Below are 25,888 nucleotides of genomic sequence, written 5' to 3'. Positions count from 1 at the left end.
CCGCTCTCCGCGCGCCCTCAGGCCGTCGCGTCGCCCGTCGCCTCGTCGGCGCCGTCGATGCGGAAACCGACCTTGAGACCGACCTGGTAGTGCTCGATCTCGCCGTTCTCGATGTGTCCGCGCACCTGTGTCACCTCGAACCAGTCGAGGTTGCGGACCGTCTGGGCCGCTCGCCTGATGCCGTTGCGGATCGCGTCGTCACACCCCTCGGTGGAGGTGCCGACGATCTCGGTGACCCGGTAGACGTGCTCGCTCATCGCGTCGTTCTCCTCGCAGTCGTACGGTTCCGGGCTCTGCGGTCCCGGACGCCGCCCGCCGTGCCGGGCGGCGTCCGACGGGTGCCCGTTCCACGGTGACGCACTCCCGGCGAGGCCGCGAGGCGAGGCCGCCGTGGACCCGGGGTGACCACTTCGTGTCTTTCTCGTGTCCCGGACACCCCTTGACCCCCACAAAGGTCCATACCAAACTCGTGACACACCCGTCACGCGCCGCAGGCGTCCCCCACGCCGGGTCCCTCCTGCCTGTTCGCGGACAGAAAGCCACCCACGTGAAGAACCGCCGCCTGCTCGCCTCCGCCGCGCTGCTCACCTCGACCGCCGTCCTGTGCGGCTGCGGGGTCCTGCCGGGTTCGGGCGGGGACCGAAAGACCGTCACCGTGTGGCTCATGAAGGACAGCGCTTCCGCCGCCTTCCTCAAGCGCTTCACCGAGGACTTCGAGAAGCAGCACGACGACCTCAAGGTCGATATCAAGATCCAGTCGTGGAACGGCATCGTGGAGAAGGTCGGCAAGGCCCTGAAGGGCGGTGAGGACGTCGAGGTGCCCGACGTCGTGGAGGTCGGCAACACGCAGGTGGCGCGGTACGTCGACCAGGGCGGGCTGTACGACCTGACGCTGGAGTCGATGCGCGACCTCGGCATGGACGACTGGCTGCCGGGCCTAGCCGAACCGGGCCGCTTCAACGGCTCGCAGTACGGCGTGCCGTGGTACGCGGCCAACCGTGTCGTCATCTACAACAAGGACCTCTTCGAGCAGGCCGGCATCGCCAAGCCCCCGCGCGACCGCACCGAGTGGCTGCACGACACCGACCTGCTCAACCGGGGCGGCAACCAGGGCATCTACCTCGCGGGCCAGGACTGGTACACCCTCTCGGGCTTCATCTGGGACGAGGGCGGCGACCTCGCCAAGGACACGGGCGACGGCTGGAAGGGCAGGATCGACAGCCCCGAGGCGCTCGCCGGGATGGACTTCTACGCCCAGCTCCAGGCCCTCGGCAAGGGCCCGAAGACCGCCGACGAGGAACACCCGCCGCAGACCCAGGTCTTCGCCAAGGGCGGCGTCGGCCAGATCATCGCGGTGCCCGGCGTGGCCTCGCTGATCCTGGAGCAGAACCCGGAGCTCAAGGGGAAACTCGGCTTCTTCCCGGTCCCGGGCAAGACCGCCGCCAAGCCCGGCGCCGTCTTCACCGGCGGCTCCGATCTCGTCGTCACGCGCCGCTCCGACGACCACGAGGCGGCGCTCAAGGTCGTCGCCGAACTCGCGGGGGAGCGCTGGCAGAAGGACCTCGCCAAGACGATGAACTACGTCCCCAACAAGACCACCCTCGCGGCCGCCGTCTCCGGCGAGCCCGCCGCCGCCGCGATGGCCAAGGGCGCGAAGGAGGGGCACGCGACGCCCAACTCGCCCCGCTGGGCGAAGGTCGAGGCGAACAACCCGATCAAGACCTACATGACGAAGGTCCTCACGGGCGGCGACGAGAAAGCGGCGGCGCGCGAGGCGTCGAAGGCGATCACGGAGGCGCTGGACGTCAACAGGACGGGCTGAGGCGGGCGGAACCGACGGGCGTCGCGCGCCCGGCTCAGTCCGCCGCCACCCCCCACAGCGACAGCGCGAACCGTCCCGCCCGGTCCGTCCACCACTGGGCCGGGGCGAAGCCGGCCGCGCCGAGTTCGGCGCGCAGGCCCTCGGGGCGGAACTTCGCCGAGATCTCCGTGCGCAGGTCCTCGCCCGCCGCGAACGGCACCGTGAGGTCGACGCCCGGGATCTTCACCGTCATCTCGCGCAGCGCCCGCAAGCGCATCTCGATCCACTCGCGCTCCGCGTCCCACACGGCGACGTGCCGGAAGGAGTCGGGGTCGAAGTCCGCACCGAGTTCACGGTTGAGGACGTGCAGCACGTTCTTGTCGAACTCGCTCGTCACGCCCGCCGCGTCGTCGTACGCGGCGAGCAGCGTGGCCTCGTCCTTCACGAGGTCCGTGCCGAGGAGCAGGAGGTCGCCGGGCGCCAGGACGGCACGCAACGAGCCGAGGAACGCGGCGCGTTCGACGGGCAGGAGATTGCCGAGCGTGCCGCCGAGGAAGGCGAGCAGGCGCGGTCCCGGTGTGTCGGGAAGGACGAGCGGGGCGGTGAAGTCGGCAACGAGCGCGTGGACTTCGAGCCCTTCGTGCCGGGCGGCGATCGCCTCGCCCGCCTCGCGCAACGCGCTCTCGCTCACGTCCACGGGCACGTACGCGCGCAAGTCCCCCATCGCGTCGAGCAGATGGCGCGTCTTGTCGGAGGAACCCGAGCCCAGCTCGATGAGCGTGCCCGCCCCGGAAGCGGCCGCGATCTCCGCGGCCCGGTCGAGGAGGATCTCCCGCTCGGCGCGCGTCGGGTAGTACTCCGGCAGGGTCGTGATCTCGTCGAAGAGCCGCGAACCCCGGGCGTCGTAGAACCACTTGGGGGGCAGCTCCTTCGGCCGCGCCGTCAGTCCGGCGCGGACGTCGGCGCGCAGCGCCTCGCCCGTCGTGTCCACGGGCAGGGTGCGGGTCAGGGCGAACGGGCTCACTGGGGCGGCTCCTTGAGCGGGGTCAGTACGAGGTCGTCGCGATCGGCTTCGAGCAGGGTCAGGTCGGGGACCGTGCGCCAGGCGGGGTCGTCGTCGTACGGCTCGGACGCGACCACGACGAGGCCAGGGGCGCGCAGGTACGTGAGCGTGTCGCCCCACGCGGTCGCGACGATCCGCTCCCCGTCCGTCATGAGGAGATTGAGCCGCGCCCCCGGCGCGGCCTCGGCGACCTCCGTGACGGTCGCCGCGAGGGCCTCCCCCGGCGGCACCCCGGCGTCGAGCCGCCGCCGCAGGAGCGCCCATACGAACGCGGAGTCGCAGCGCGCCTCCAGGCCGAGCAGCAGGCGCGGGGGCAGGGCGGGAACGAGCGGGGCGAGGCTCTCCGGCCAGCCCGGCGCCGCGCCGTTGTGGCTGAAGAGCCACCGGCCCGCCGCGTACGGCGCGCTCGCCGCCTCGTCGTCGGCGCCGGGCTCCGTCGCGTCCCGCACGGCGGCGAGCAGTGCCCGGCTCCGCACGACGCGGCACAGGTCCCGCACCCCCGGATCGCCCCACAGCGGCCCCGGCCGCCGGTAGCGGGCCGGGACCGGATCGCCGTCCGCGTACCAACCCACCCCGAAACCATCGGCGTTGACCGTCCCGTGCCGCTGCGCGCGCGGCGCCCAGGACTGCCGGTGCAGGCCGTGCGGCGTAAGGAGCAGCCGGGTGCCGAGCGCTTCGGGCGCCTCGCTCAGCACCGCCACGTGCCGGCACATCAGACGCCCTCGCCGGGAGCGGCGTCGCGCGCGGTCCGGAAACCCGCGAAGATCTGCCGCCGGACGGGGTAGTCCCAGTTGCGGAAGGTGCCGCGTACGGCGACCTCGTCCGCGCCGAAGGAACCCCCGCGCAGCACCTTGTACTCCGGCCCGAAGAAGACCTCCGAGTACTCCTTGTACGGGTACGTCACGAAGCCCGGGTACGGCAGGAAGTCGCTCGCCGTCCACTCCCACACGTCACCGATCAACTGCCGCGCTCCGTAGGGCGATTCGCCTTCGGGGTAGCTGCCCGCAGGAGCGGGGCGCAGGTGCCGCTGACCGAGGTTGGCGTGCCGCGGGCCCGGCGGCTCCTCGCCCCACGGGAAGCGTCGCGTACGCCCGGTCGCCGGGTCGTGCCGGGCGGCCTTCTCCCACTCGGCCTCCGTGGGCAGCCTGCGCCCGGCCCAGCGCGCGTACGCGTCCGCCTCGTACCAGCTCACGTGCACGACGGGTTCCTCCTCCCGTACGGGCTCGACGTGCCCGAAACGCCGCCGCAGCCACGTACCGCCCTCGCGCCGCCAGAACAGCGGAGCGCGCAGGCCCTGTTCACGCACGAGCCGCCATCCCTCCGGGTGCCACCAGCGCGGCTCCTCGTAGCCGCCGTCCGCGAGGAACGCCGTGTACCGCCCGCACGTGACAGGCGTCGTGTCGAGCCAGAAGGACGGTATGTCCCGCCGGTGCGCGGGGCGTTCGTTGTCGAGCGCCCACGGCTCCGTGGACGTGCCCATCGTGAACTCCCCGCCGGAAACGAGCACTTCGGTGGGCAAGCCGCTCGTGTCCGCCGGGGCCGGATCGGGTGCGCGCAGCACCGGGGCGCCCGAGCGCAGCTGGTGCGTGATGAGCATCGTCTCGTCGTGCTGCTGCTCGTGCTGGGCCACCATGCCGAAGGCGAAACCCGCCTCGGTGAGCCCCGCGCCGAAGTCCCCGCCGCCGAACCGCGCCCCTTCGAGCAGGTCGAAGACCCGCCCGCGCACCTCGGCCGCGTACCGCCTTGCCTCCGCGGGCGGCAGCAGCGGCAGCGAGGGCCGCTCGGCGCGCGGGTGCTCGAAGGCGTCGTAGAGCGGGTCGATGTCCGGGCGCATCGCGTCCCGTCCCGCGACCGCGCGCAGCAACCACAGCTCCTCCTGGTTGCCGATGTGCGCGAGGTCCCACACGAGCGGCGACATGAGCGGCGAGTGCTGCGCGACGAGGTCCGGCTCGTCGACCGCGTCGGTGAGCAGCGCGGTGCGGGCGCGGGCGGCGCGCAGACTGCGCAGGGCGAGCTCGCGCAGCGCCTCCGCGTCCTGACCCGGTTCCTGTACGGCGGTCATGACACCACGTCCTTCCTGCCGCGCGGGGCCGTCGCGCCCCACAGGCCCGGCGCTTCGGCCAGCGAGTCGAAGGGATGCGCGAGCAGGTCGTCGGCGGGGCAGCGGCCCCGCGCCACGTACCGCTCGGTGAAATCGGCGACCAGCGCGCGCATCGGGACCGGCGCGCGGAGCCGCTCCAGCGCCCCGGCCGCGGCGTCGAAGCACGCGCGCGCCGCCACCGCGAGGCCCGGGTCCGTGAGCCCGTCGCGCGCCGCCGCGAGCCACAGCGGCGAGCGCGGCGCAGGTACGTCGCCGAGCCGGCCCGCGAGCGGCGCGACCGCCCGGTACGCGGCCTCGGCCGCCTCCTCGTCGTCGAAGAGCGCGCCGACCACGGCGAGCGGCACCACCCAGCCGTCCTCGCCCGGCTGCGCGTCGATCATCCGCAACTCCAGGTGCCCGCGCGCCCGCACCGGCGGGAAGAGCGTCGAGACGTGGTAGTCGAGATCGGCCGCGACCGGTGCCCGCCCGGCCCCCTCGGCCCGTACGCCCTCGCGCGCCCACGCGCGGAGCGTGAGCCCCTCGGGCACGGGCCAGGGGCCCTCGTCGGCCCGTACGCACATGACCGGGGTGTCCAGGACGTGCCTGCTCCACGCCGTGCGCGCGTCCGTGTCGAGCGCGGGCGCCGCCGTGCGGCCCGGTTCGATCGCCGCCCACAGCGCCTGCCGCGTCGAGCGCCAGCCGGTGGCGCGCCCGGCGAGGAAGGGGGAGTTGGCGAAGGCCGCGACGAGTACGGGGCCGAGCAGGTGGGCCAGGCGCCAGCGGCGCTCGAAGCCCAGCGGCCCCGGGCCAGGGAGCCCCGCGTCCACGCACACCTGCACCGAGGCGGAGCAGCACATCATCGCGCGCCCCGAGGAGCCGGTGCGGTCGAGCACACGCTCCATCGCCTCGTACCGGGGCTCGCGCAGCCGCCGCAGCGGGGCGCGCCAGGGGTCGGTGGCCGTGCCGGTGAGCGCGAGCCCGAGCGGGGCCAGGGCCGCCCGTACGGCGGCGAGGTCCTCGCGCATCGCCTCCCAGCAGGCGCCGAGCGAGGGGGCGGGCAGCGAGCTGAGTTCCAGCTGCCCGCCGGGTTCCACGGTGAGCGGGGCGGAGAGGGACAGGGCCCGCACGGTGGCGAGCGCCTCCTCGTACTCCGCCGCGCTCAGGACATGACCGGGCCGCCCGGGCGCGTGCACCAGCCACTCCACCTCGACCCCGACCGCACGGGGCGGCCCGGTCTTGAAACAGACGCCGTGTACCAGGGCCTCCAGTTCGGCCCCGCTCACGGCCACCTCGTCCGGCATAGCGTCCTCCGCTCGGGCCCTCACAAGTTCCCGTACAAGTCCCTGTGCGAAGCCTCAAGCCAAGACGAGCCCTCGGCATCCCACAAGGGCGCAGGGCGGCCCGCACCGCCGCCGAACGGGTGAAGCGGTGCTTTTCAGCCCTTTGCGAGGAGGCGGCCGGAAGCGCGGGGGAGAGACGCGGAGGGGGGCGGGCGGTGGCCCGCAGCGGGCCGGGGCGGTGGTGTGCCCCGGCCCGCGGTGGCTCAGTGCCAGCCGTACCGCTCGCGCAGCCGTCCCACGACCGTGTTGAAGCGCATCCGGTCGAGCGCGCACGCCTCGCGCCGCATCCCCTCCTCGTGCAGCCGCAGGACGCGGTGCAGGGCGACCCACGAGTCGCGGCCCGTGCGGTCCCAGGGGCCGCTGCCGAGGAAGACCCAGTCACGGTCGCCCGTGTGCGGCTTGCTGGAGAGCTGGACGGCGAGCAGCGTGCCCGCCTCCTCGCGGGCCACGACGAGGACGGGGCGGTCCTTGCCGCGCCCGTCGTTCTCCCGGTAGGGCACCCAGGTCCACACGATCTCGCCCGGGTCCGGGTCCCCGTCGTGTGCGGGCGCGTACGAGGTGTGCACCCGGCCCACCTCGGCACCGGCCGCCTCGCTCGTCGCGTGCGCGCCGAACCGGCCCGGTACCGCGCTCTCGTCCGCCGGTCTCGGCGCCTGATCATCCGTGAAAGCAGTCACGGGGACACCGTAGTTGTCGCCCGCCCGCGCTCCCGCACCGCGTCCGGCACCGGGGCGGAGCGAGGTGCCGCGCGGAAAGCTCCGCCAACTCGGCTGATTCGCAAGGCCGGAGGGAATGCTTCCGGGGAGAGGGGGGAGAAGGGCGGGTTGCCGACCGCCGGTCGGGAGCCCGGCGGAACCCATGGCCCACGATCAAATGGCATGACTAGGATGATCGATGCTCAACCAGATCTGACCGGTTGTGAGCATTCGGCAGCGAGCCGGTGGTTCCGCGCGCCCTCCCCCCACCACGCGAACCCGGTGCCGCCGTGTGCCTCGGCCTCCCCGCCCGCCGGGGACCATCCCGGACCACACCGACTGGAGACGCACCCGATGCCCCTGCTCGATCCCGCCGCCTGGCAGCCCCGCCCGCTCTCGGGCCCCGAGCACCCCGTCACCGAGCCCGCCACCGGTGACACGCTGGGCCACTACCACCTCGCCACCACCGAGGACGTGGCCGACGCCGCCCGCGTCGCCGACGCCGCGCGCCACACCTGGGCCGCCCGCCCCTACGCGGAGCGCGCGGGCGTACTGCGGCGCGCGGGCGAGCTGTTCACCGCGCACGCGGCCGAACTGCGCGACTGGATCGTGCGGGAGACCGGATCGGTCCCGGGCAAGGCCGAGTTCGAACTCCACGTCGCCGCCGAGGAGTGCTTCGAGGCCGCCGCGCTCGCCTCCCGCCCGCTCGGCCAGGTGCTGCCCTCGGAGGCGCCCCGGCTCTCGTACACCCGCCGCGTCCCCGTCGGTGTCGTCGGTGTCATCGCGCCCTTCAACGTGCCGCTCGTCCTCGCGATCCGCTCCGTCGCGCCCGCGCTCGCCCTCGGCAACGCCGTGCTCCTCAAGCCCGATCCGCGCACCGCCGTCAGCGGCGGCCTCGCCCTCGCCGCCGTACTGGTCGCCGCCGGGCTCCCCGAGGACGTCCTGCACGTCCTGCCGGGAGACGCCGCGACAGGCCAGGCCCTCGTGGCCGACCCCCGCGTCCCCGTCCTCTCCTTCACCGGCTCCACGACGGCCGGCCGCGCGGTCGGCGAGGCCGCCGGGCGCCACCTGACCCGCGCGCACCTCGAACTCGGTGGCAACTCGGCGCTCATCGTGCGCGAGGACGCCGACATCGACGCCGTCATATCCACCGCCGCCTGGGGCTCCTTCTTCCACCAGGGACAGGTCTGCATGACCACCGGGCGGCACCTCGTGCACGCCTCGCTCTACGAGGAGTACGTGGCACGGCTCGCCGCCAAGGCCGACTCGCTCGGCGTCGGCGACCCCTACCGCGAGCAGGTCCACCTCGGCCCCGTCATCGACCAGGGCCAGCTCGGCAAGATCCACCGCCTCGTCGAGGCGAGCACCGCGCGCGGCGCCAGACTCGTCGCGGGCGGCACCCACGAGGGCCTCTTCTACCGGCCCACCGTCCTCGCCGACGTCGACGAGGACACCCCGGTCTACACCGAGGAGGTCTTCGGTCCCGTCGCGCCCGTACGCTCCTTCGCCGACGACGACGAGGCCGTCAAGCTCGCCGCCGCGAGCCCCTACGGACTCGCGCTCGGCATCGTCACCCGCGACACCGCGCGCGGCCTCGAACTCGCCGAGCGCATCCCGACCGGCATCGTCCACATCAACGACCAGACCGTCAACGACGAGGCGGTCGCCCCCTTCGGCGGCCTCGGCGCCTCCGGTACGGGCACCCGCTTCGGCGGCGAGGCCAATCTCGACGCCTTCACCGAGACGCGGTGGACGACGGTCCGCGCGGACGTGGCGGGCTACCCGTTCTGACGCGTTGCGCGGAACCAGCGCGCACCCCACCCAACGAGCCCCGCGCGCACCCCGCCGCACCGGCCCCGCGCGCCCCCGACCGTACGAAAAACCGCCCCCCTCGCCCGAACGGGTGAAGGGGGCGGTCCAGGGCCGCGGGAGGCCGGTACGGAAGGGGGGTGCTCCGGCCCGCGCGCGGACCCCGGTCCTGGTGCCGTCGCCGGCGTGGCTCAGGCGGTCTCGCCGGGCTGCGGGGACTCCCCGCCCGTCGACTTCTCGGCCTCGGCGATCGACTTGCGGACCTCGTCCATGTCGAGCGCCCGCGCCTGCCCGATGACGTCCTGGAGCGCGGCCTCGGGCAGCGCGCCCGGCTGGGCGAAGACGGCGACCTGGTCGCGGACGATCATCAGCGTCGGAATGGACTGGATACCGAAGGCGGCGGCCAGTTCGGGCTGCGCCTCGGTGTCGATCTTGCCGTAGACGAGGTCCTGGTTCTCCTCGGACGACTTCTCGTAGACCGGCGCGAAGGAGCGGCAGGGACCGCACCAGGACGCCCAGAAATCGATCAGGACGAACTCGTTGTCCGTCACGGTCTGGTCGAAATTCTCCTTGGTCAGCTCCACAGTGGGCATGCTTTTCCTACTTCCTGGTCTGTCCTGGCACATCGATACGGCCCGGAAACGAACCCGTCAGGACAACGGTGCCGCGTCAGGGCGTATTCCGTCCCCGCTACCCCCGTGGCGAGGACGCACACACTTCGACAGACTGGAGTCATGACGGACACCGGAACCGAGGCCCAGCAGCAGACCTACGACGTCGTGGTGGTGGGCGCGGGCCCCGTCGGCGAGAACGTCGCCGACCGCACCCGCGCCGCGGGCCTGAGCACTGTGATCGTGGAGAGCGAACTCGTCGGCGGCGAGTGCTCCTACTGGGCCTGCATGCCCAGTAAAGCCCTCCTGCGCCCCGTACTCGCCCAAGCCGACGCCCGTCGGCTGCCCGGGCTCGCGCAGCAGGTCGCGCGGCCCCTCGACGCGAGCCCCGTGCTCACCCGCAGGGACTCCTTCACCTCGCACTGGAAGGACGGCGGGCAGGTCGAGTGGCTGGACTCGGTCGACGTGCCCCTCGTCCGCGGCCACGGACGCCTCGACGGGCCGCGGACCGTCGCCGTCACGACCCCCGAGGGCACCGTCACGCGGATCACGGCGCGACAGGCCGTCGTCCTCGCGACCGGCAGCGGCGCCAAGCTCCCCGACCTTCCCGGCCTCGCCGAGGCCAAGCCGTGGACGAGCCGCGAGGCCACGAGCGCCCAGCGGGTGCCCGGCAGGCTCGCGATCGTCGGCGGCGGCGTCGTCGCCGTCGAGATGGCCACCGCCTGGCGCGGACTCGGCGCGCACGTCACCCTGCTCGTGCGGGGCGAAGGCCTCCTCGACCGCCTGGAGCCCTTCGCCGGGGAACTCCTCGCCAAGCAGCTCGCCGAGCACGGCGTCGACATCCGCCCCCGCACCTCCGTCGCCGAGGTATCCCGCCCCGGCGGCACCGGGCCCGTCACGCTGACCCTCGGCGACGGCTCGACCCTGGAGGCCGACGAGGTCCTCTTCGCCACGGGCCGCGCCCCGCGCAGCGAGGACCTGGGCCTGGAGACGGTGGACCTGGAGCCCGGCTCCTGGCTGGAGTCGGACGACAGCTGCCTCGTCCCCGGCACCGACTGGCTCTACTCCGTCGGTGACCTCAACCACCGTGCGCTCCTGACCCACCAGGGCAAGTACCAGGCGCGCATCGCGGGCGCGGCGATCGCCGCGCGCGCCAAGGGCGAGACCGTCGACACCTCGCCGTGGTCCCCCGCGCAGAGCACCGCCGACCACGCGGCCGTCCCGCAGGTCGTCTTCACCGATCCCGAGGTCGCGGCGGTGGGCCTGACCCTCGCGGAGGCCGAGGCGGCGGGCCACCGCGTCCGCGCCGTGGATCAGGAGATCGGCTCCGTCGCGGGCGCGGCCCTCTACGCCGACGGCTACACGGGCCGCGCCCGGCTGGTCGTCGACGAGGACCACGGCATCCTGCGCGGCGCCACCTTCGTCGGCCCCGGCGTGAGCGAACTCCTCCACTCCGCGACGATCGCGATCGCGGGCGAGGTCCCGCTGTCCCGCCTGTGGCACGCCGTCCCGTCCTACCCGACGATCAGCGAGGTGTGGCTGCGACTCCTGGAGACGTACCGGGACGGGAGCTGACCGCGGGGGCGGGGCGGTCCTGAGCGGACCGGGTGCGGGCCCGCGCGGGTTCCGCACCCGGCCCGGCTACGCCTCTGCCGCCCCGTACCGTCGCACGAAGCGCCGCTGCCACGGCGTCTCGACCGCGCGCGGGTGGTAGCCGGCCCGTACGTACGCGACGGCCTCGCGCGCCGGGACGCCGTCCAGGACCGCGAGGCACGCGAGCGCCGTGCCCGTCCGGCCGATCCCGCCGCCGCACGCGAACTCGACCCGCTCCCGAGGCGCGCGGTACAGCGCCTCGCGCAAGGCCGCCGCGAACGCCTCGCGATCGGCGGGCAGCCGGAAGTCCGGCCACCGCACCCACCGTGCCTCACGCCCTGTCACACCCGGGTCCCTGCCGAGCAGGTACACCCCGAACTCCGCCCCCACGCCCGCCGGTTCCCCGTACCGCAGCCCCCGCCCCCGCACCAGCACCCCGGAGGGCAACCGCAGCACCCCGGTCCCCTCCGCGTCCCACGTCGTCGCCATGCCGGTACGGTACGGGCCGGAGGCGGACCAACCTGGCCCCTGGGGCGATCCAGCGGCGGGCGATCGCAAGGCGGTACGGACACAGGGGACCGGCTGCCCGAAAGGGCGAAGGGGTGCCCGCGCCGCGGCGGTGGAGTGAGACGTCGGGCGCGCGGCCCCCCGTTCCCGCCTGTCGGCTCAGCCCGCCCGTACCTGCGCCCGGGCCGGGGTCGCCGGGACCTCCAGGGGGCACGGCGCCTCGCGGTTCAGCGCGTCGCGGTGGACCAGCTCGGGGGTCTCCCCGCCGGGACCGGGGTCGCCCGTGCTGAAGGTACCGCCGCACGGACACGTAGCCGAAGCCATGAGTCTTCCCTTCGCAGAATCTGGGCGATCCTATGCCCCGCCCCGGTCCGCGTCATGCACCTTCCGCCGGACGGGCGAGAGCCCGGGGAAAGCCCCGGCGCGCCGGGCGGCACCGGCGTACCGTACGCGCCCGCCGCCTTCAGTAGGCCGCGACGCCCGAAGGGACGTACCGCGCCTCGGCCACCCGGGCCCGTGCCGCCGCCTCGAAGGCCGGGCGCGGGCAACCCGTGCCCGCGCGCTCCTCCAGGAGATCGAGCTGGGCCACCATGAGCCGCGCGTACCGCTCCCGTTCCAGCCCCTGCGGCACCGCCGCCCGCGCCCGGCGGCGCCCGCGCCGGGTCAGCAGGCGGTCCGCGCCCGGCGCGACCCCCGGCGCACGCAACTCGGCCCGCGCACGGTGCCGGTAGGCGTGCCGCAGAACGATCCAGAAGCTGCCCGCGAGGAGGAAGTCGAACGCCGCCTTGACACCCGTGCCGAGTCCTCCGCCGAGGAACGGCGCGTTGAAGAGCCAGTGCATCCCGAGCGCCGTCAGCACGCACGCCGCGGCGCCCGCGCGCCGCCGCCGGGCGGGCCCCGGCGAGCGGCTCAGGAGCAGCCCCACCCCCGTCCCCGCGACCGCCGACATCGTCCAGTGCGAACCGAGCCCCGTGTACAGGACCCGCCCCACCACGGACTGGAGCGCCGCGTCACCGGGCGCGGTGCCGCCCGTACCGACGATGCCGTTGAGCGCGTACGTCCAGTTCTCCGCCATCTGGAAGCCGAGCCCCACGAGCGCCCCGAGCACCCAGCCGTCCAGCGGCCCGCGCATCCGCGCCGGGAACGCCACGCCGAGCAGTAGGATGCCCGCCGTCTTGATGCCCTCCTCGTTGAGCGGCGCGGTCAGTGCCGCGCCCCACGAGGACGTGAAGCCGATCCCGGCGGTACGCGACCACACCGCCGTGAGCCCGCCGTTGGCGAGCAGCGCGCAGCCCGTCGCCGCCGTGGCCCCCCAGGCGACCCCGGCCCAGCTCCACTGCCGCCCGGGGGTCCGCACCGGCCGGATGCGGCGCAGCAGCGTGAAGGCGACGTACAGCACGACCGCGAGGAGGAAGGCGGACAGGAGCGCGGGTCCGGGGAAGGCCCGGGCCGTGCCGGAGAAGTTCCAGCCGAGCACGCCGAGCCCGAAGAGGCAGAGGACGACGATCGTCGCGCCGAGACGGCGGCGCGCCGCCCAGGCCCGTACCTCCCGGAACCGGGCGGGCGCGGGGGTTGGTGCGGTGGCCGGCGGGGCGCTCACGCCGCGCCGCCCTGGAAGCGCGCGCTGCGCGCCAGCGCGTACCCCTCGCGCAGCGCGTCGCGCTCCGCGCCGGGACCGCCGAGCACCACGACCGTCACGGCGAAGTCCTCGCCGGGCGAGGCGAAGGCGAAGGCGCGCCCCGTGCGCCCGCCCTGTTCGGCGCTCCCGGTCCGCCCGGGGCGCCCCCGCGTCGTACGGGTCTCCTCGGGCGCCCCGAGCCGCGCGCCCGCGTCCGAGGCCCGCAGGACGTCCCGCAGTCCCGGCCACAGCCGTCCCGCCGCCGCCGTCGTGAGCAGGTCGACACGGCTCGCCCTGATCCGCACCCCCGCGCGGCTGAGCAGATAACCGCTGACCGGGTCGCTCGCCGACCGGGACAGCTCCCAGCCGCCGCCGCGCACCCGCAGGATCACCCGCCCCGCACCCTCGGGGCCGATCGTGAGCAGCGCCCCGTCCCGCACACTCTCCTTGTCGGGCAGCGCCCGCGCGAGCAGCGGCCACCCGGCGACGAGTGCCACGACGGTCGCGAGCGCGAGGAACACGGCGGCGGGCCGCAGGCGGGTCCCGGGGAGAGCCGGTCCGGCGGGCGGCGGCGGGTGCACGGGCGGGGGCGCGGGGCTGGGCATACGCCACTGTGGGCACGGCCCCGGGGAGGCCGCGCGGGCGGTACGGCCGTACGGTCGACACACGGCACCGAACCGGGGACGCGGGGACCCGCGCGCGGGCCCCCGCGTCCCCCGCGCGCAGCCCCCCGCGTCCCCTCACCCCTTCAGCGCGTCCCCCACGACCCCCTTCGCCTCTTCCTGCACGAGGGCCAGGTGATCCGGGCCGCGGAAGGACTCCGCGTAGATCTTGTAGACGTCCTCCGTGCCGCTCGGGCGAGCCGCGAACCAGGCGCTCTCGGTCGTGACCTTGATGCCGCCGAGCGGGGCGCCGTTGCCCGGTGCCTCGGTGAGGACGGCCGTGACGGGCTCGCCCGCGAGGGAGTCCGCGCCGATCTGCGCGGGCGACAGCTTGGCGAGCACCGCCTTCTCCTCGCGGGTCGCCGGGGCGTCGATACGGGCGTAGGCGGGATCGCCGAAACGGGCCGTCAGCTCCGCGTACCGCTCCGAGGGCGTCTGCTCGGTGACGGCGAGGATCTCGGAGGCGAGGAGCGCGAGGAGGATGCCGTCCTTGTCGGTGGTCCACACCGACCCGTCCTGGCGCAGGAACGAGGCGCCCGCCGACTCCTCGCCGCCGAAGCCGAGCGAGCCGTCGAGCAGCCCGTCCACGAACCACTTGAAGCCCACGGGGACCTCCACGAGCCGCCGCCCCAGCTCGTCCGCGACGCGGTCGATCATCGAGGAGGACACGAGCGTCTTGCCGATCCCGGCCGCCGCGGGCCACTGGGGGCGGTGCGCGTAGAGGTAGCCGATCGCGACGGCGAGGTAGTGGTTGGGGTTCATCAGCCCGGCGTCGGGGGTGACGATCCCGTGCCGGTCCGCGTCGGCGTCGTTGCCCGTCGCGAGGTGGTAGCGGTCGCGCTGCGCGATGAGGGAGGCCATCGCGTACGGCGAGGAGCAGTCCATGCGGATCTTGCCGTCCCAGTCCAGCGTCATGAAGCGCCAGGTGGGATCGGTGTACGGGTTGACGACCGTCAGGTCGAGCCCGTGCCGCTCGGCGATGCGCCCCCAGTACGCGACCGAGGCCCCGCCGAGCGGGTCGGCGCCGATGCGCACGCCCGCCGCCCGTACCGCCTCCAGGTCCACGACGGTCGGCAGGTCCTCGACGTACGTGCCGAGGAAGTCGTACCGCTCCGTCGTCTCGGCGGCGAGTGCGCGCGTGTACGGGAGGCGCCGCACGTCCTTCATGCCGTCCGCGATGATCCGGTTCGCCCGCTCCTGGACCCAGCCGGTCGCCTCGGAGCCGGCGGGGCCGCCGCTCGGCGGGTTGTACTTGAAACCGCCGTCGCCCGGCGGGTTGTGCGAGGGCGTCACCACGACGCCGTCCGCGAGGTCGCTCTCACGGCCCTTGTTCCAGCGCAGGATCGCGTGCGAGACGGCGGGGGTCGGGGTGTAGGCGTCGTCCGCGTCGATCAGCACCCGTACGTCGTTCGCGGCGAAGACTTCGAGGGCGGTGACCCGCGCGGGCTCCGAGAGCGCGTGCGTGTCGGCGCCGAGGAAGAGCGGGCCCGTGGTGCCCTGCCGGGCCCGGTACTCGCAGATGGCCTGGCTCGTCGCCGCGATGTGGTCCTCGTTGAAGGCGGTGTTCAGCGAGGACCCGCGGTGCCCGGAGGTGCCGAAGGCCACTTTCTGGTCCGCGTCCGCCGGGTCCGGGTGGAGGGAGTAGTAGGACGTCACCAGCGCGGGGATGTCCGTGAGGTCCTCGGGCAGCGCGGGCTGTCCGGCTCTGTCGTGGGGCATGTGCCACTCCTCGTCATGTTCGGCCGCGGTCGCAGACGCGCCGGTTCGCTCGGGGGACGGTCCGCCCCCATCATTCAGCGTCCCGCCCCACCCCCGCACCTGCCCCGCCCGCGCCCGGGCGACGCACACCCCGCCGGAGTGTGCGCGGCGGCACAGCGCGGTAGGAACGCCGCATGCAGACCTTTCTGCCCTTCTCCGGCTTCCAGGACACCGCCCGCGTCCTCGACCGGCGCCGCCTGGGCAAGCAGCGCGTCGAGACGCTCCAGGTGCTGCGCGGGCTCACGGTCCCCGGCCACGGCTGGCGCCACCACCCGGCGGTGACCATGTGGCGCGGGTACGAGGAGGCGCTCGTACGGTACGGGCTCGACGTGTGCGCGGCCTGGACCGCGCTCGGCTTCGCCGACACCGTCGCGGCGTCGCTGCGCGGGGACCTGGCCGCCTCCCGTACGGTCCGCCGCGTCCGCACCCAGCCCGTCCTGGCCCGCGCGGGCGAACTGCCCCCGTGGCTCGGCGGCGCCGCCTTCCACCTGAGCCACCGCTCGGCCCTCGTCCGCAAGAACCCGGACCACTACGCGCCCCTCTTCCCCGGCGTCCCCGACGACCTCCCCTACGTATGGCCCGAGTCGGACCGGTGACCTGCGAAAACATGCCCGGTCGTAGGGTGGGGGCGGCCACCGGCACCTACCGACGGAGGGAACTCCCGTGCGCATCGCGGTCCTCGACGACTACCAGCACGTCGCCCACCGGTACGCCAACTGGCAGGCGCTCGGCGCGGACGTGGAGTTCCTGCACGAACACCTCGCGGCGACCGAGGGCGTCGTCGCCGCGCTCCGCGAGGCGGACGTGGTCGTCGCGATGCGCGAGCGGACGCCCTTCCCCCGCGAACGCCTCGCCCGGCTGCCGAAGCTGCGGCTGCTCGTCACGACCGGCATGGCCAACGCGTCGATCGACCTCGCAGCCGCCCGTGAGCTGGGCATCACCGTGTGCGGCACGGGAAGCCCGGTCTCGGCGACACCCGAACTGACGTGGGGCCTGATCCTCTCGCTCGTACGGCAGATCCCGGCCGAGTCCGCGGGGATGCGCGCGGGGGAGTGGCAGCACACCGTGGGCGGGGACCTGGACGGAGGCGTCCTCGGCGTCGTCGGGCTCGGACGGCTCGGCGCGCGCGTCGCCGCGATCGGCCGCGCCTTCGGGATGCGCGTCCTCGCCTGGAGCGAGCACCTCGACCCGGAACACGCCCGCTCGCTGGACACCGAACCGGTCACCAAGCGGGAACTCTTCGCCACGGCCGACGTCGTGACGGTGCACTACAAACTGAGCCCGCGCTCGGCGGGCCTCGTGGGCGCCGAAGAACTCTCCTGGATGCGCCCCTCCGCGTACCTCGTCAACACCTCGCGCGGTCCGCTCGTCGACACCACCGCGCTCGTCGCGGCACTCCACGCGGGCCGGATCGCGGGCGCGGGCCTCGACGTCTACGACACCGAGCCGCTGCCCGCCGACCACCCCTTGCGCACCGCGCCCCGCACGATCCTCACCCCGCACCTGGGTTACGTCACCGAGGGCACCTACGAGGTCTTCTACGGCCAGGCCGCCGAGGCGGTGCGGGAGTGGGCGCGGGGGACGCCGGTGCGGGTACTGGGGAACTGAGGCTCCCGATCGGCGGCCGCGCGGCGGCGAGTACCCGCGGCCGGGCAGTCGTGGTGGTGCGGGAGTGGGCGCGGGGACCGTTCGTGGGCAGTGGGCGCACTCGCGGCCTGCCCGGACCCGGCGGGTCGCTCACGGCCGCTTGCGCGCGAGGGTGTCCCGTTCGACCCGGCCCGTCGCGCGACCGGTGCCCGTCACGCGGTGCAGGGCCGCGCCGAAGCGTTCCTCCTGCTCCTCCAGGGCCGCGCGGGCGCGGACATCGTTGGCGTAGCAGGTGCCGACGGGGAGGGCCACGGTCGGCGCGCTGGCCCCGGCGGCGTGGACGAGTTCGCGGTGCAGCCTGCCGAGCGGTTCGAGCAGTTCCGGGGCGAGGAGCCGGCGCAGCGCGGCCGGGCCGCCCAGCGCCCGCAGCGGCACGTCCTGCACGACGGCCACGAGCGCGCCGAAGGGCAGCAGCCGTACCACCGCGCCTTCGGGATGCCCGGTCAGGTGCACGTCGCCGCCGCAGCGGCGGACCGCGTAGACGTAGGTGGCCATGTCGAGAGCGGGGGCGCTCATGAAGTCCTCCTCGGCGAAAGGGCCAGTCGCTGAATGAGCCAGCGCGCTTCCGCCTCACCACCCTGCCGAGCGCGTGGTGCCCCCGCCCGAGGTGGTGGACCGAACGAGGGCCGGACACGCACCGTGACGGTGCCTGCCCGGCCCCCAAGACGCCGTGTGACCGCGCGGTCGCCGCGGTGCGTACGGGTCTACTCGCTCCCGGTCATCGCGGCGGCGAGCCGCAGGTACGGGGCCGCCTCGGCGTCCCTGCCCTGGCGCTCCAGCGTGCGGCCGAGCAGGAGCGTCGCGTACGCCTCGACGGGGTCGCGGTCGAGGATCGCCCGCAGCTCGGTCTCAGCGCGGCCCAGCCGCGCGGAGTGGTAGTAGGCGCGGGCGAGCAGCAGCCGCGCCGCGGTGTGCCCGGGGGCCTCCTCGACGAGTCCGCGCAGGATGCGTGCCGCCGTGCCGTACTCCTTCGCCTCGAAGAACATCCCGGCCCGGTTCCAGCGGTCCACGGGGGTGCCGAACTCGAAGTAGGTGTCGTTCACCGGTGCCTCCCGTCCTGCGGCGACGGCCTGTCCGTCGTGCCTCCCGTGCAACGGAAAGAGGTGGTTGAACATTCCACCAAGCGGAGAAAAGGGGAACGACACCGTATCGTTTCTTTACTTTCCCTTGGTAAGCTCGCCCGCGGTCCGGTCGGGTGCGAGGGAGTACGGGAGAGGCGCGGTGGTTGCGGTGGTGGGCGAGGTCAGGTCCGGCAGGCTCGGGCCCGGTCGCGCCGAGGAGTTGTACCGCGCGGTCGTCGACCTTCTCACCGAACAGGGGTACGGGGCGCTCACGATGGACGCGGTCGCCTCGCGGGTGCACATGAGCAAGGCCACCCTCTACCGGCAGTGGGGCGGCAAGGACGGGCTCGTGGCGAGCGCGCTGAAGCATTTCGTGACGCCCATCGCCCAGGACATACCCGACACCGGCAGCCTGCGCGGGGACCTCGACGCCTTCGTCGACGGCTTCGACGACGAGGAGACGGCCCGCAGGGCGAGCCTCATGCGAGGCATCGGGCAGGCCGCGCACGCGGACGCCGAGCTGGAAGCCGCCCTGCGGGAACTCATCGTCGAGCCCTGTCGGCGCTACTTCACGCCGATGCTCCGCCGGGCCATGGCGCGCGGCGAACTCGCCCCGGAGAACAGGGCGGTGGACTTCATCGTGCACATGGTCCTCGGGGGCGTCCTCGCCCCGGAGATCATGGAGGGCCGCATGGTGACGCAGGCCGGGCTGCGAAGGTACGTCCACGCGGTGGTGCTGCCCGCGCTCGGGACGGCCTGAAGCGGGGAGGGGGTCCGGGGGACGGGAGCGGCGGGGGAAAAGCGGGAGCGTCCCTCCGTGCCGTCCTGTTACCGTGGACGCAGGACTTGTCTCCCGTAAGGAGCGGAACAGTGGTGGGTGACGACGACATCTCCGGGTGATACCCGGCGTGTCAGGCCACCGGCAGGCGCACGAGGCGCCGCCCGCGTGGCCTCCTGAGCGTCCCCTTTCCCACTCAGCGGTACGAGCCCGGCCCCGCCATCCGTGCCGGCCCCTCGCCCCGCGCCCATCCGTGAGGTCCGCCTTCCATGTCCGACGCCTACGTCGTCAGCTCCGCCCTGTCCTTCTCCTGGCCCGACGAGACCCCCGTCTTCGACCGGCTCTCCTTCACCGTCCCCGGCGGCCGCACCGGCCTCGTCGCGCCCAACGGCAGCGGCAAGAGCACCCTTCTGCGGCTCATCGCCGGTGAGCTCACTCCCACCTCCGGCTCCGTGACGGTCAACGGCACCCTCGGCCACCTGCCGCAGACCCTTCCGCTCTCCACCGGCCTCACGGTCGCCGAAGTCCTCGGCGTGGCCGGTGTCATCGCGGCGATCGACGCGGTGGAGCGCGGCGAGGTGGACGAGGAGCACTTCACCACCATCGGCGAGGACTGGGACATCGAGGAGCGCACCCGCGCCGAACTGGACCGGCTCGGACTCGGCCGGCTCACCCTGGACCAGGGCCTGGAGAGCCTGAGCGGGGGCCAGATCGTCACGCTCGGTCTCGCGGCCCAGCTCCTCGCCCGCCCCGACGTCCTCCTCCTCGACGAACCCACCAACAATCTCGACCTCGAAGCGCGTCACCGTCTTTACGGGGTGGTCGACGACTGGCGCGGCTGTCTCCTCGTCGTGAGCCACGATCGCGCCCTGCTCGACCGCATGGACCGGATCGCCGAACTCGAACGCGGCGAACTGCGCTACTACGGGGGCAACTTCGCCGCGTACGAGGAAGCGGTGAGCGCCGAGCGCGAGGTCGCGGAGAAGAACGTGCGGCACGCCGAGGCCGAACTCAAGCGCGAGAAGCGGGAGATGCAGCAGGCGCGCGAGCGCGCCGAGCGCAGGTCGAGCAATGCCGCGCGGAACATCAAGAACGCGGGACTTCCCAAGATCCTCGCGGGCGCCCGGCAGCGCAAGGCCCAGGAATCGGCGGGCAGGGCGGGGAACACGCACGCGGACCGGGTCGGCGAGGCGCGGGCCAGGCTCGACGAGGCCGGGCGCGCCGTACGCGACGACACCCGGCTCGTGCTCGACCTCCCCGGCACGGAGGTCCCGGCCGGGCGCACCCTCTTCGAGGCCAAGGGACTGCGACTGCGGGGGCTGTTCGCGGGTGAGGGCGTGGATCTCTCCGTCCGGGGCCCCGAGCGCATCGCGCTCACCGGCCCCAACGGGGCGGGGAAGTCGACCCTGTTGCGGGTCATCACCGGGCAACTCGCACCGGAAGAAGGCGAGTCGCGCCGTGCGGACGGGCGGGTCGCGTACCTCTCGCAGCGGCTCGACCTGCTCGACCCGGCCCTGAGCGTCGCCGAGAACCTCGCCGCGTTCGCGCCGACGATGCCGGAGGCGGACCGTATGAACCTGCTCGCGCGGTTCCTCTTCCGGGGCCAGGGCGCGCACCTCAAAGCGGGGGACCTCTCCGGCGGCGAACTCCTGCGCGCGACCCTCGCGTGCGTCCTCAGCGCCGAACCGGCCCCGCACCTGCTCCTGCTCGACGAGCCCACCAACAACCTGGACCTCGTGAGCGTCGGGCAACTGGAGAGCGCGCTCACCTCCTACCGGGGCGCCTTCCTCGTCGTCAGCCACGACGACCGCTTCCTGGCGGAGATCGGCGTCACCCGGTACCTGCGTCTCGCGGAGGGGGAACTGCGCGAGGTCGCGGCCCCGGCAGCGGGGTAGTGAGGGGGCGCATACCGGCGGAGATGCCTCCCGCGGGTGACTCCGTGTCCGCCATCGGCTGCGTCGGCGGGGTGCCGCCGGGTGGCGCGCCGTGCGACGAGGTACGCATCCCGCGCACGCGTACCTCGCAACGCCCCCGATCGTCCACGAGCACCGCAGGGAGTACCGGATGGCCAACCAGTTCGCGATCGACGTCACCAGAATCCGTGAGCAGGCGCGCAAGCACATGGCGGAGGGCCCCGTCACCAAGACCTACGACGCCGACCGCGCGCGGATCATCGAGGTCCTCAACGATGTCGTCGCCACCGAGGTGGTGTGCTTCCTGCGGTACTCGCAGAACGCCATCGCCGCGACGGGGATCGACCGGGCCCAGGTCGCCGCCGAGTTCCGCGAGCACGCGGGCGAGGAGCTGCAGCACGCGCTGCGCGCCGCCGAGCGCGTCAGCCAGCTCGGCGACCAGCCCGATTTCGATCCCGGCTCCCTCGTGGCCCGCTCGCACACCGAGTACGTGACGGCCGAGGAGCGCGACCTCCAGAAGATGCTGCGCGAGAACCTCGTCGCCGAACGGATCGTCATCACGACGTACCAGGAGATCATCCGGTGGATCGGGGACGGGGACCCCACCACGCGGCGCCTCATGGAGTCGATCCTCGAAGAGGAGGAGGAGCACGCCGACGACCTCAACGACCTGCTCGCCGGCTGAGCCCCCGCCCTCTCGCCACCCCCCTTGTCGTCGCCTTGACGACAAGGGGGGTGGCGTCGTACCGTCACTCCCACGGAACAGATCTCGTCAAACTGACGAGAATCGAGGGAGGGAAGTCATGGCCGACATCAGCAAGCGCTTCGGCAGGCGGCACCTGCGCGGCACGTCGAGCGCCTGGGTACGCCACCACCGCGCCGGCAGGCTCGCGCACGAGGGCACGGGCCTCAGCTTCTGGTTCCGCCCGCTGACCGCCGCGCTCAGCGAGGTCCCCGTCGACGACCGCGAACTCGCCGTCACCATCCACGCCCGCACCGCCGACTTCCAGGACCTCGCCGTCCAGTCCACCCTCACCTACCGCATCGCCGACCCCGCCCGCGCCGCCGAGCGCATCGACTTCTCGCTCGACCCCGACACCGGCACGTGGCGCGCGGCCCCGCTCGACCAGCTCGCCGGCCTCCTCACCGAGACCGCGCAGCAGCACGCCGCCGAGGTCCTGGCCGCGACCCCGCTCGCCACCGCCCTCACCGAAGGCGTCGCCGCCGTCCACGCCCGCGTCACCGAGGGCCTCGCCGCCGAGCCCCGGCTGCCCGCGACCGGCGTCGAGGTCGTCGCCCTGCGCATCGTCGCGCTGCGCCCCGAGCCCGACGTCGAACGCGCCCTGCGCACCCCGACCCGCGAGCGCGTCCAGCAGGACGCCGACCGCGCCACGTACGAGCGCCGCGCCGTCGCCGTCGAACGCGAACGCGCCATCGCCGAGAACGAACTCGCCAGCAAGGTGGAGCTCGCCCGTCGCGAGGAACAGCTCGTCGACCAGCGCGGCACCAACGCCCGCCGCGCCGCCGAGGAGGAGGCGGCGGCCGACGCCGTACGCGCCGAGGCCGAGGCGGCCCGTACGGTACGGCTCGCCGAGGCCGAGGCGACGCGCGTCCGGCGGCTCGCCGAGGCCGAGGCAGAGGGACTGCGCACGAGCGGCGAGGCCCGAGCCGCCGCGCGGGCGGCCTGGCTCCGCGTCCACGAGGGCACCGCGCCCGCCACGCTGCACGCCCTCAGCGTCGACCGCGCGGCCGAACAGCTCCCGCGCATCGAGCGCGTCACCGTCACGCCCGACACGGTCGCGGAACTCCTCGCCAAGTTCACCGGACCGCGGCCATGAGCCTCGCCCCGCGCGTCGTCCTCGTCCACCGCGTCAGCGAGTACGAGGAACTGCTCGCCCGCCACGGCACCCACGGCCAGGCCGCCTTCGTCCTCGGCAGCCGCGGCGACGACCTCGACACCCTCGCGGCCCGCCACCACGCGACCCGCGAGGCTCTCACCGCCATCGCCGCGCGCATCCCGCTCACCTGGCGGCAGGCCCGCGTCGAACGCGCCGACCTCGACCGCTTCCTCTTCGCCCCCGAGGACATCGTCGTCGTCGCCGGACAGGACGGCCTCGTCGCCAATGTCGCGCAGTACCTGCACGGCCAGCCCGTCATCGGCATCGACACCGATCCGGGCCGCAACCCCGGCGTCCTCGTGCGCCACCGCCCCGGCGACGCCGCGGCGCTCCTGCGCGCCGCGGCCGGGCCGCGCGTCACCACGGAGGCCCTCACGATGGCCGAGGGCGTCACCGACGACGGCCGCACCCTCCTCGCGCTCAACGAGATCTACGTCGGCTCCTCCGGACACCGCACCGCCCGCTACCGCCTGCGCCCCGGCGCGGAGGAGGGCGAGGAGACGCAGGCCAGCTCGGGAGTCCTCGTCGGCACGGGCACCGGCGCGGGCGGCTGGCTGCGCTCGCTGTGGCAGGAGCGCGGTGCGGCGCTGCCCCTGCCCGGAGCGACGGACGGCCGCCTCCTGTGGTTCGTGCGCGAGGCGTGGCCCTCCCCGGCGACCGGCGTCCAGCGCGTCGCGGGGCTCCTCGCCGAGCGCTCCCGCCTCACCGTCACCGTCGAGTCGGACCACCTCGTGGCCTTCGCGGACGGCATGGAGTCGGACGCGCTCGACCTGACGTGGGGGCAGAGCCTGCGCGCGGGGGTGAGTGAGCGAAGGCTGCGGCTGGTCGTGTGACGAGTGGGCGCGGGGCACCCGGTTGGCCGAAAGCCGCCCCCTCGCGCGGAATGCCCCGCCGCCGCGCTCGCGCACGCGGGCGGTCCAGTGCGTGGGGCGAACGGCTCCGGCGGGACCGGCGCGGGGCTCGTCAACGCCGGGACGGGCCCCGCGCCGAACGTCGTCCTCGCCCAGGCGGAGCGCACCGACCTCACCTCGGGGCGGGGCGGCGGCGATGTGCGGGAAACGCCGTACCGGCTCAGCCTTCCGTACGGGATGAGCCGGATGAGTCGTCCGCCCCCGCGCCCGTCAGGAAAGCCGCCAACTCCTCCGCCACGGCCTCCGGTTGATCCAGCATGGCCAGGACCCCCGCGTCCGGGATCTCCGCGTAGCGGCCCGCCGGGAGGAGAGCGGCGAGGCGTTTGCCATGGGCGAGGGGCATGAGTCTGTTCTCGGGGGCCCACAGGACGAGCGTCTCGCCGGTGAAGTCGCGCAGCGCCTCCGTGTCCCTGATCAGGCGCGCCTTGTCGAGCGGCGCGGTGCAGTACGCGGCGAGGTCGCGCCGTACCCCCGCGTCCCGCAGCAGCGGCTCCGTCCAGCCGCGCACGAGCGTGTCGGGAAGCCTCCGTTTCGTCATCGGGCCGAGCATGAGTGGAGAGTCGCGCAGCGCGCGGACGCGCAACTGCCGTGCGGCGAGCGCGAGTCCGCCGGGGATGCGGGAGGCGAGGACGACCATGCGGCCCGGCAGTCCGGGCGGGAAGTTGTCGAACGCCTCGCAGGGCAGGATGACTTGCCGCGCGAGGCGCTCGTGCAGGCCGAGCGCGGTGAGGAAGAGTCCGCCGCCCCAGTCGGTGTGGACGAGCGTGGCCTCCCTCAGGTCCAGCTTCTCCAGGAACTCCGCGAGCAGCCGCCCCATTCCGGCCATCCCCAGATCCGCGTCGGGCCGCATCGGCAGCCGGTGCGCGCCGAGCGGCAGCACGGGCCGTACGTACCGGAAGCCCTTGGGGAGCAGCGGCAGCACCCGGTCCCAGAGCGTGTGATCCATGAGCAGCCCGTGCAACAGCACGACCGGCGGCCCCGATCCGGTCTCGTCGTACTCGATCTCCCCTGCGGACAAGGCGACTTGGCGCATGACGTCCCCTCGGATGCCGTATCGGCCGACGCGCTGGAACGGTCTCTCCAGCGGGCTCGTTCTACCAGACGGCGGGAGGGGCGACGAGCGCGTCAGCCCGGTCATGGGGGAATTTTTGCGCCGTCGGGGCTGGACGAGCCGTCCGCCCGCCCGGCGGGCGGCGCTGGAACGGTGAGCGGCGCCGGAACGGTGGGCGACTGGCGCGCGGGGTTTGCCGGTCCCCGTTTCGTGGCAGATGGTACGTGGTACCGTCGCAACGGTACGCGGTACCGCCCAGGTGGTGGCGGGCCGCGGGCGCGAGAGCACGAAGGGGTGTGGGCATGAGCGGACGGACGGCGCGCGAGCGACTGGCTCACGCCGCCTTCCAGCTGTTCGACGAGCGGGGCTACGAGGGCACCACCGTCGACGAGATCGCCGAGCGCGCGGGCGTCGGCCGCACGACCTTCTTCCGGCACTACCGGGCCAAGGAGGACGTGATCTTCCCCGATCACGAGCGCCTCCTGGAGCGGATCGCCGGCCGCCTCGCCACCTCGCGCACCGACACCGCCCTGACAGCGGTCTCGGAGGCGGTCAGGCTCGTCCTGCTGCACTACGTGGACGAGGGCGAGGTCGCCCGCCGCAGGTACCGGCTCACCAGCAGCGTGCCCGCGCTGCGTGATCGCGAGATCGCGAGCGTCGCCCGCTACCAGCGGCTCTTCAAGGAGTTCCTCGCCCGCTGGACGGGGGACGCCCCCGGCGCCGCGCTGCGCGCCGAACTCATGGCGGCCTGCCTGGTCTCCGCCCACAATCACGTGCTGCGCCGCTGGCTGCGCGGTGAGGCCGCCGACCCCATGGCCGAGGTCGACACCGCCCTGCGCGAAGTGCTCGGGCTCTTCTCCGGGCAGGCGGGCGAGGGGGAGACGCACGTCGTCGCCTTCACCAGCCGCCACCCGCTCGACCATCTCCTCCCGGCCCTCCGGCGTCTCGCGACGACCGGGCCTCCGCCGGGACACCGAACCCAGAAAGAGGAGGATCAGGCGTGAGCTTGAGGATCGTTGTCTGTGTGAAGTACGTGCCGGACGCGACGGGTGACCGGCATTTCGCCGATGACCTGACGTTGGACCGTGAGGA

At 74.0% G+C, this 25,888-nt stretch carries 26 protein-coding genes and 1 pseudogene; 12 read left to right on the top strand and 15 right to left on the bottom strand.

What is annotated here, in order from left to right; genetic code table 11:
- Positions 1–17: 17 nt before the first annotated feature.
- A complete protein-coding gene (locus ACIP4O_RS22420; protein ID WP_361333390.1) occupies positions 18–257 on the bottom strand; it encodes a dodecin in 240 nt (79 codons plus the stop codon).
- A 290-nt stretch (positions 258–547) separates the two neighbouring features.
- On the opposite strand from ACIP4O_RS22420, the gene ACIP4O_RS22415 reads away from it, so the two are divergent.
- Entirely contained in the window at positions 548–1,822 is a 1,275-nt protein-coding gene (locus ACIP4O_RS22415) for an extracellular solute-binding protein (protein WP_401576884.1), read from the top strand.
- 34 nt (positions 1,823–1,856) lie between these two features.
- Here the strand turns inward: ACIP4O_RS22415 and egtD are convergent, their stop codons facing one another.
- From egtD to ACIP4O_RS22390, 5 genes are all read right to left on the bottom strand, one after another.
- Entirely contained in the window at positions 1,857–2,825 is a 969-nt protein-coding gene (egtD, locus tag ACIP4O_RS22410) for an L-histidine N(alpha)-methyltransferase (RefSeq protein WP_401576882.1), read from the bottom strand.
- Complete coding sequence (egtC, locus tag ACIP4O_RS22405) at positions 2,822–3,577, bottom strand: ergothioneine biosynthesis protein EgtC (protein WP_401576880.1); 756 nt, start codon at positions 3,575–3,577, stop codon at positions 2,822–2,824. The genes egtD and egtC overlap by 4 nt, the downstream gene beginning before the upstream one ends.
- The gene (egtB, locus tag ACIP4O_RS22400; RefSeq protein WP_401576878.1) at positions 3,577–4,926 is read right to left on the bottom strand and encodes an ergothioneine biosynthesis protein EgtB; all 1,350 of its coding nucleotides are present in this window, start codon (positions 4,924–4,926) and stop codon (positions 3,577–3,579) included. The genes egtC and egtB overlap by 1 nt, the downstream gene beginning before the upstream one ends.
- Positions 4,923–6,245: an ergothioneine biosynthesis glutamate--cysteine ligase EgtA gene (gene egtA, locus ACIP4O_RS22395; protein WP_401576876.1), complete on the bottom strand. Its 1,323-nt coding sequence runs from the start codon at positions 6,243–6,245 to the stop codon at positions 4,923–4,925. Before egtA ends, egtB begins: the two co-directional genes overlap by 4 nt.
- A gap of 242 nt (positions 6,246–6,487) precedes the next feature.
- Entirely contained in the window at positions 6,488–6,961 is a 474-nt protein-coding gene (locus tag ACIP4O_RS22390) for a type II toxin-antitoxin system PemK/MazF family toxin (RefSeq protein ID WP_401576874.1), read from the bottom strand.
- Positions 6,962–7,333: 372 nt separating this feature from the next.
- On the opposite strand from ACIP4O_RS22390, the gene ACIP4O_RS22385 reads away from it, so the two are divergent.
- On the top strand, positions 7,334–8,770 hold the full coding sequence (locus ACIP4O_RS22385) for an aldehyde dehydrogenase family protein (RefSeq protein ID WP_401576872.1): 1,437 nt from the start codon (positions 7,334–7,336) through the stop codon (positions 8,768–8,770).
- A 209-nt stretch (positions 8,771–8,979) separates the two neighbouring features.
- Here ACIP4O_RS22385 and trxA read toward each other — a convergent pair whose 3' ends face one another.
- Positions 8,980–9,381: a thioredoxin gene (trxA, locus tag ACIP4O_RS22380; RefSeq protein ID WP_361333412.1), complete on the bottom strand. Its 402-nt coding sequence runs from the start codon at positions 9,379–9,381 to the stop codon at positions 8,980–8,982.
- Between the two features lie 141 nt (positions 9,382–9,522).
- Here trxA and ACIP4O_RS22375 point away from each other — a divergent pair, with 141 nt between their 5' ends.
- Positions 9,523–10,974, top strand: a complete 1,452-nt coding sequence (locus tag ACIP4O_RS22375; protein ID WP_401576869.1) for a dihydrolipoyl dehydrogenase family protein — start codon at positions 9,523–9,525, stop codon at positions 10,972–10,974.
- A gap of 66 nt (positions 10,975–11,040) precedes the next feature.
- Here the strand turns inward: ACIP4O_RS22375 and ACIP4O_RS22370 are convergent, their stop codons facing one another.
- The 5 genes from ACIP4O_RS22370 to pgm all read right to left on the bottom strand — a co-directional run bounded on the left by ACIP4O_RS22370 (position 11,041) and on the right by pgm (position 15,498).
- Positions 11,041–11,481 (bottom strand): protein-tyrosine phosphatase family protein, encoded by a 441-nt coding sequence (locus tag ACIP4O_RS22370; RefSeq protein ID WP_401576868.1) that lies wholly within the window; start codon positions 11,479–11,481, stop codon positions 11,041–11,043.
- A gap of 177 nt (positions 11,482–11,658) precedes the next feature.
- Positions 11,659–11,823 carry a hypothetical protein gene (locus ACIP4O_RS22365; protein WP_401576866.1) on the bottom strand — a complete coding sequence of 55 codons (165 nt, stop codon included), beginning with the start codon at positions 11,821–11,823 and terminating at the stop codon, positions 11,659–11,661.
- 139 nt (positions 11,824–11,962) lie between these two features.
- The gene (locus ACIP4O_RS22360) at positions 11,963–13,099 is read right to left on the bottom strand and encodes a PrsW family intramembrane metalloprotease (RefSeq protein ID WP_401576864.1); all 1,137 of its coding nucleotides are present in this window, start codon (positions 13,097–13,099) and stop codon (positions 11,963–11,965) included.
- A complete protein-coding gene (locus tag ACIP4O_RS22355; protein ID WP_401576862.1) occupies positions 13,096–13,722 on the bottom strand; it encodes a hypothetical protein in 627 nt (208 codons plus the stop codon). The genes ACIP4O_RS22360 and ACIP4O_RS22355 overlap by 4 nt, the downstream gene beginning before the upstream one ends.
- Positions 13,723–13,857: 135 nt before the next feature.
- Complete coding sequence (gene pgm, locus ACIP4O_RS22350; protein WP_401576860.1) at positions 13,858–15,498, bottom strand: phosphoglucomutase (alpha-D-glucose-1,6-bisphosphate-dependent); 1,641 nt, start codon at positions 15,496–15,498, stop codon at positions 13,858–13,860.
- 173 nt (positions 15,499–15,671) lie between these two features.
- On the opposite strand from pgm, the gene ACIP4O_RS22345 reads away from it, so the two are divergent.
- Positions 15,672–16,133 carry an MSMEG_6728 family protein gene (locus ACIP4O_RS22345; protein WP_361333431.1) on the top strand — a complete coding sequence of 154 codons (462 nt, stop codon included), beginning with the start codon at positions 15,672–15,674 and terminating at the stop codon, positions 16,131–16,133.
- A 67-nt stretch (positions 16,134–16,200) separates the two neighbouring features.
- Positions 16,201–17,145, top strand: coding sequence for a D-2-hydroxyacid dehydrogenase family protein (locus tag ACIP4O_RS22340; RefSeq protein ID WP_401576857.1), 945 nt, complete (start codon positions 16,201–16,203; stop codon positions 17,143–17,145).
- A gap of 129 nt (positions 17,146–17,274) precedes the next feature.
- Here ACIP4O_RS22340 and ACIP4O_RS22335 read toward each other — a convergent pair whose 3' ends face one another.
- Positions 17,275–17,700 carry a GvpL/GvpF family gas vesicle protein gene (locus tag ACIP4O_RS22335; protein ID WP_361333438.1) on the bottom strand — a complete coding sequence of 142 codons (426 nt, stop codon included), beginning with the start codon at positions 17,698–17,700 and terminating at the stop codon, positions 17,275–17,277.
- A 188-nt stretch (positions 17,701–17,888) separates the two neighbouring features.
- Positions 17,889–18,227: a tetratricopeptide repeat protein gene (locus tag ACIP4O_RS22330; RefSeq protein WP_401576855.1), complete on the bottom strand. Its 339-nt coding sequence runs from the start codon at positions 18,225–18,227 to the stop codon at positions 17,889–17,891.
- A gap of 187 nt (positions 18,228–18,414) precedes the next feature.
- Here ACIP4O_RS22330 and ACIP4O_RS22325 point away from each other — a divergent pair, with 187 nt between their 5' ends.
- The 5 genes from ACIP4O_RS22325 (at position 18,415) to ACIP4O_RS22305 (ending at position 23,667) form a co-directional block, all read left to right on the top strand.
- A complete protein-coding gene (locus tag ACIP4O_RS22325; RefSeq protein WP_361333476.1) occupies positions 18,415–19,005 on the top strand; it encodes a TetR/AcrR family transcriptional regulator in 591 nt (196 codons plus the stop codon).
- 287 nt (positions 19,006–19,292) lie between these two features.
- The gene (locus tag ACIP4O_RS22320) at positions 19,293–20,918 is read left to right on the top strand and encodes an ABC-F family ATP-binding cassette domain-containing protein (protein WP_401576853.1); all 1,626 of its coding nucleotides are present in this window, start codon (positions 19,293–19,295) and stop codon (positions 20,916–20,918) included.
- Positions 20,919–21,087: 169 nt separating this feature from the next.
- A complete protein-coding gene (locus tag ACIP4O_RS22315) occupies positions 21,088–21,621 on the top strand; it encodes a ferritin-like domain-containing protein (protein WP_361333479.1) in 534 nt (177 codons plus the stop codon).
- Between the two features lie 118 nt (positions 21,622–21,739).
- Positions 21,740–22,774, top strand: coding sequence for an SPFH domain-containing protein (locus ACIP4O_RS22310; RefSeq protein ID WP_401576851.1), 1,035 nt, complete (start codon positions 21,740–21,742; stop codon positions 22,772–22,774).
- Complete coding sequence (locus ACIP4O_RS22305) at positions 22,771–23,667, top strand: hypothetical protein (RefSeq protein WP_401576849.1); 897 nt, start codon at positions 22,771–22,773, stop codon at positions 23,665–23,667. Before ACIP4O_RS22310 ends, ACIP4O_RS22305 begins: the two co-directional genes overlap by 4 nt.
- Positions 23,668–23,905: 238 nt before the next feature.
- Here the strand turns inward: ACIP4O_RS22305 and ACIP4O_RS22300 are convergent, their stop codons facing one another.
- Entirely contained in the window at positions 23,906–24,778 is an 873-nt protein-coding gene (locus ACIP4O_RS22300) for an alpha/beta fold hydrolase (protein ID WP_401576847.1), read from the bottom strand.
- Between the two features lie 320 nt (positions 24,779–25,098).
- Here ACIP4O_RS22300 and ACIP4O_RS22295 point away from each other — a divergent pair, with 320 nt between their 5' ends.
- The gene (locus ACIP4O_RS22295; RefSeq protein WP_401576845.1) at positions 25,099–25,800 is read left to right on the top strand and encodes a TetR/AcrR family transcriptional regulator; all 702 of its coding nucleotides are present in this window, start codon (positions 25,099–25,101) and stop codon (positions 25,798–25,800) included.
- A pseudogene (locus ACIP4O_RS22290) lies at positions 25,797–25,888 on the top strand (electron transfer flavoprotein subunit beta); the annotation flags it as partial. The gene ACIP4O_RS22295 and the pseudogene ACIP4O_RS22290, both read left to right, overlap by 4 nt.

Source organism: Streptomyces sp. NPDC088923 (assembly GCF_044749745.1).
Classification (GTDB): Bacteria; Actinomycetota; Actinomycetes; order Streptomycetales; family Streptomycetaceae; genus Streptomyces.
This window is presented reverse-complemented; position numbering and strand designations above follow the sequence as displayed.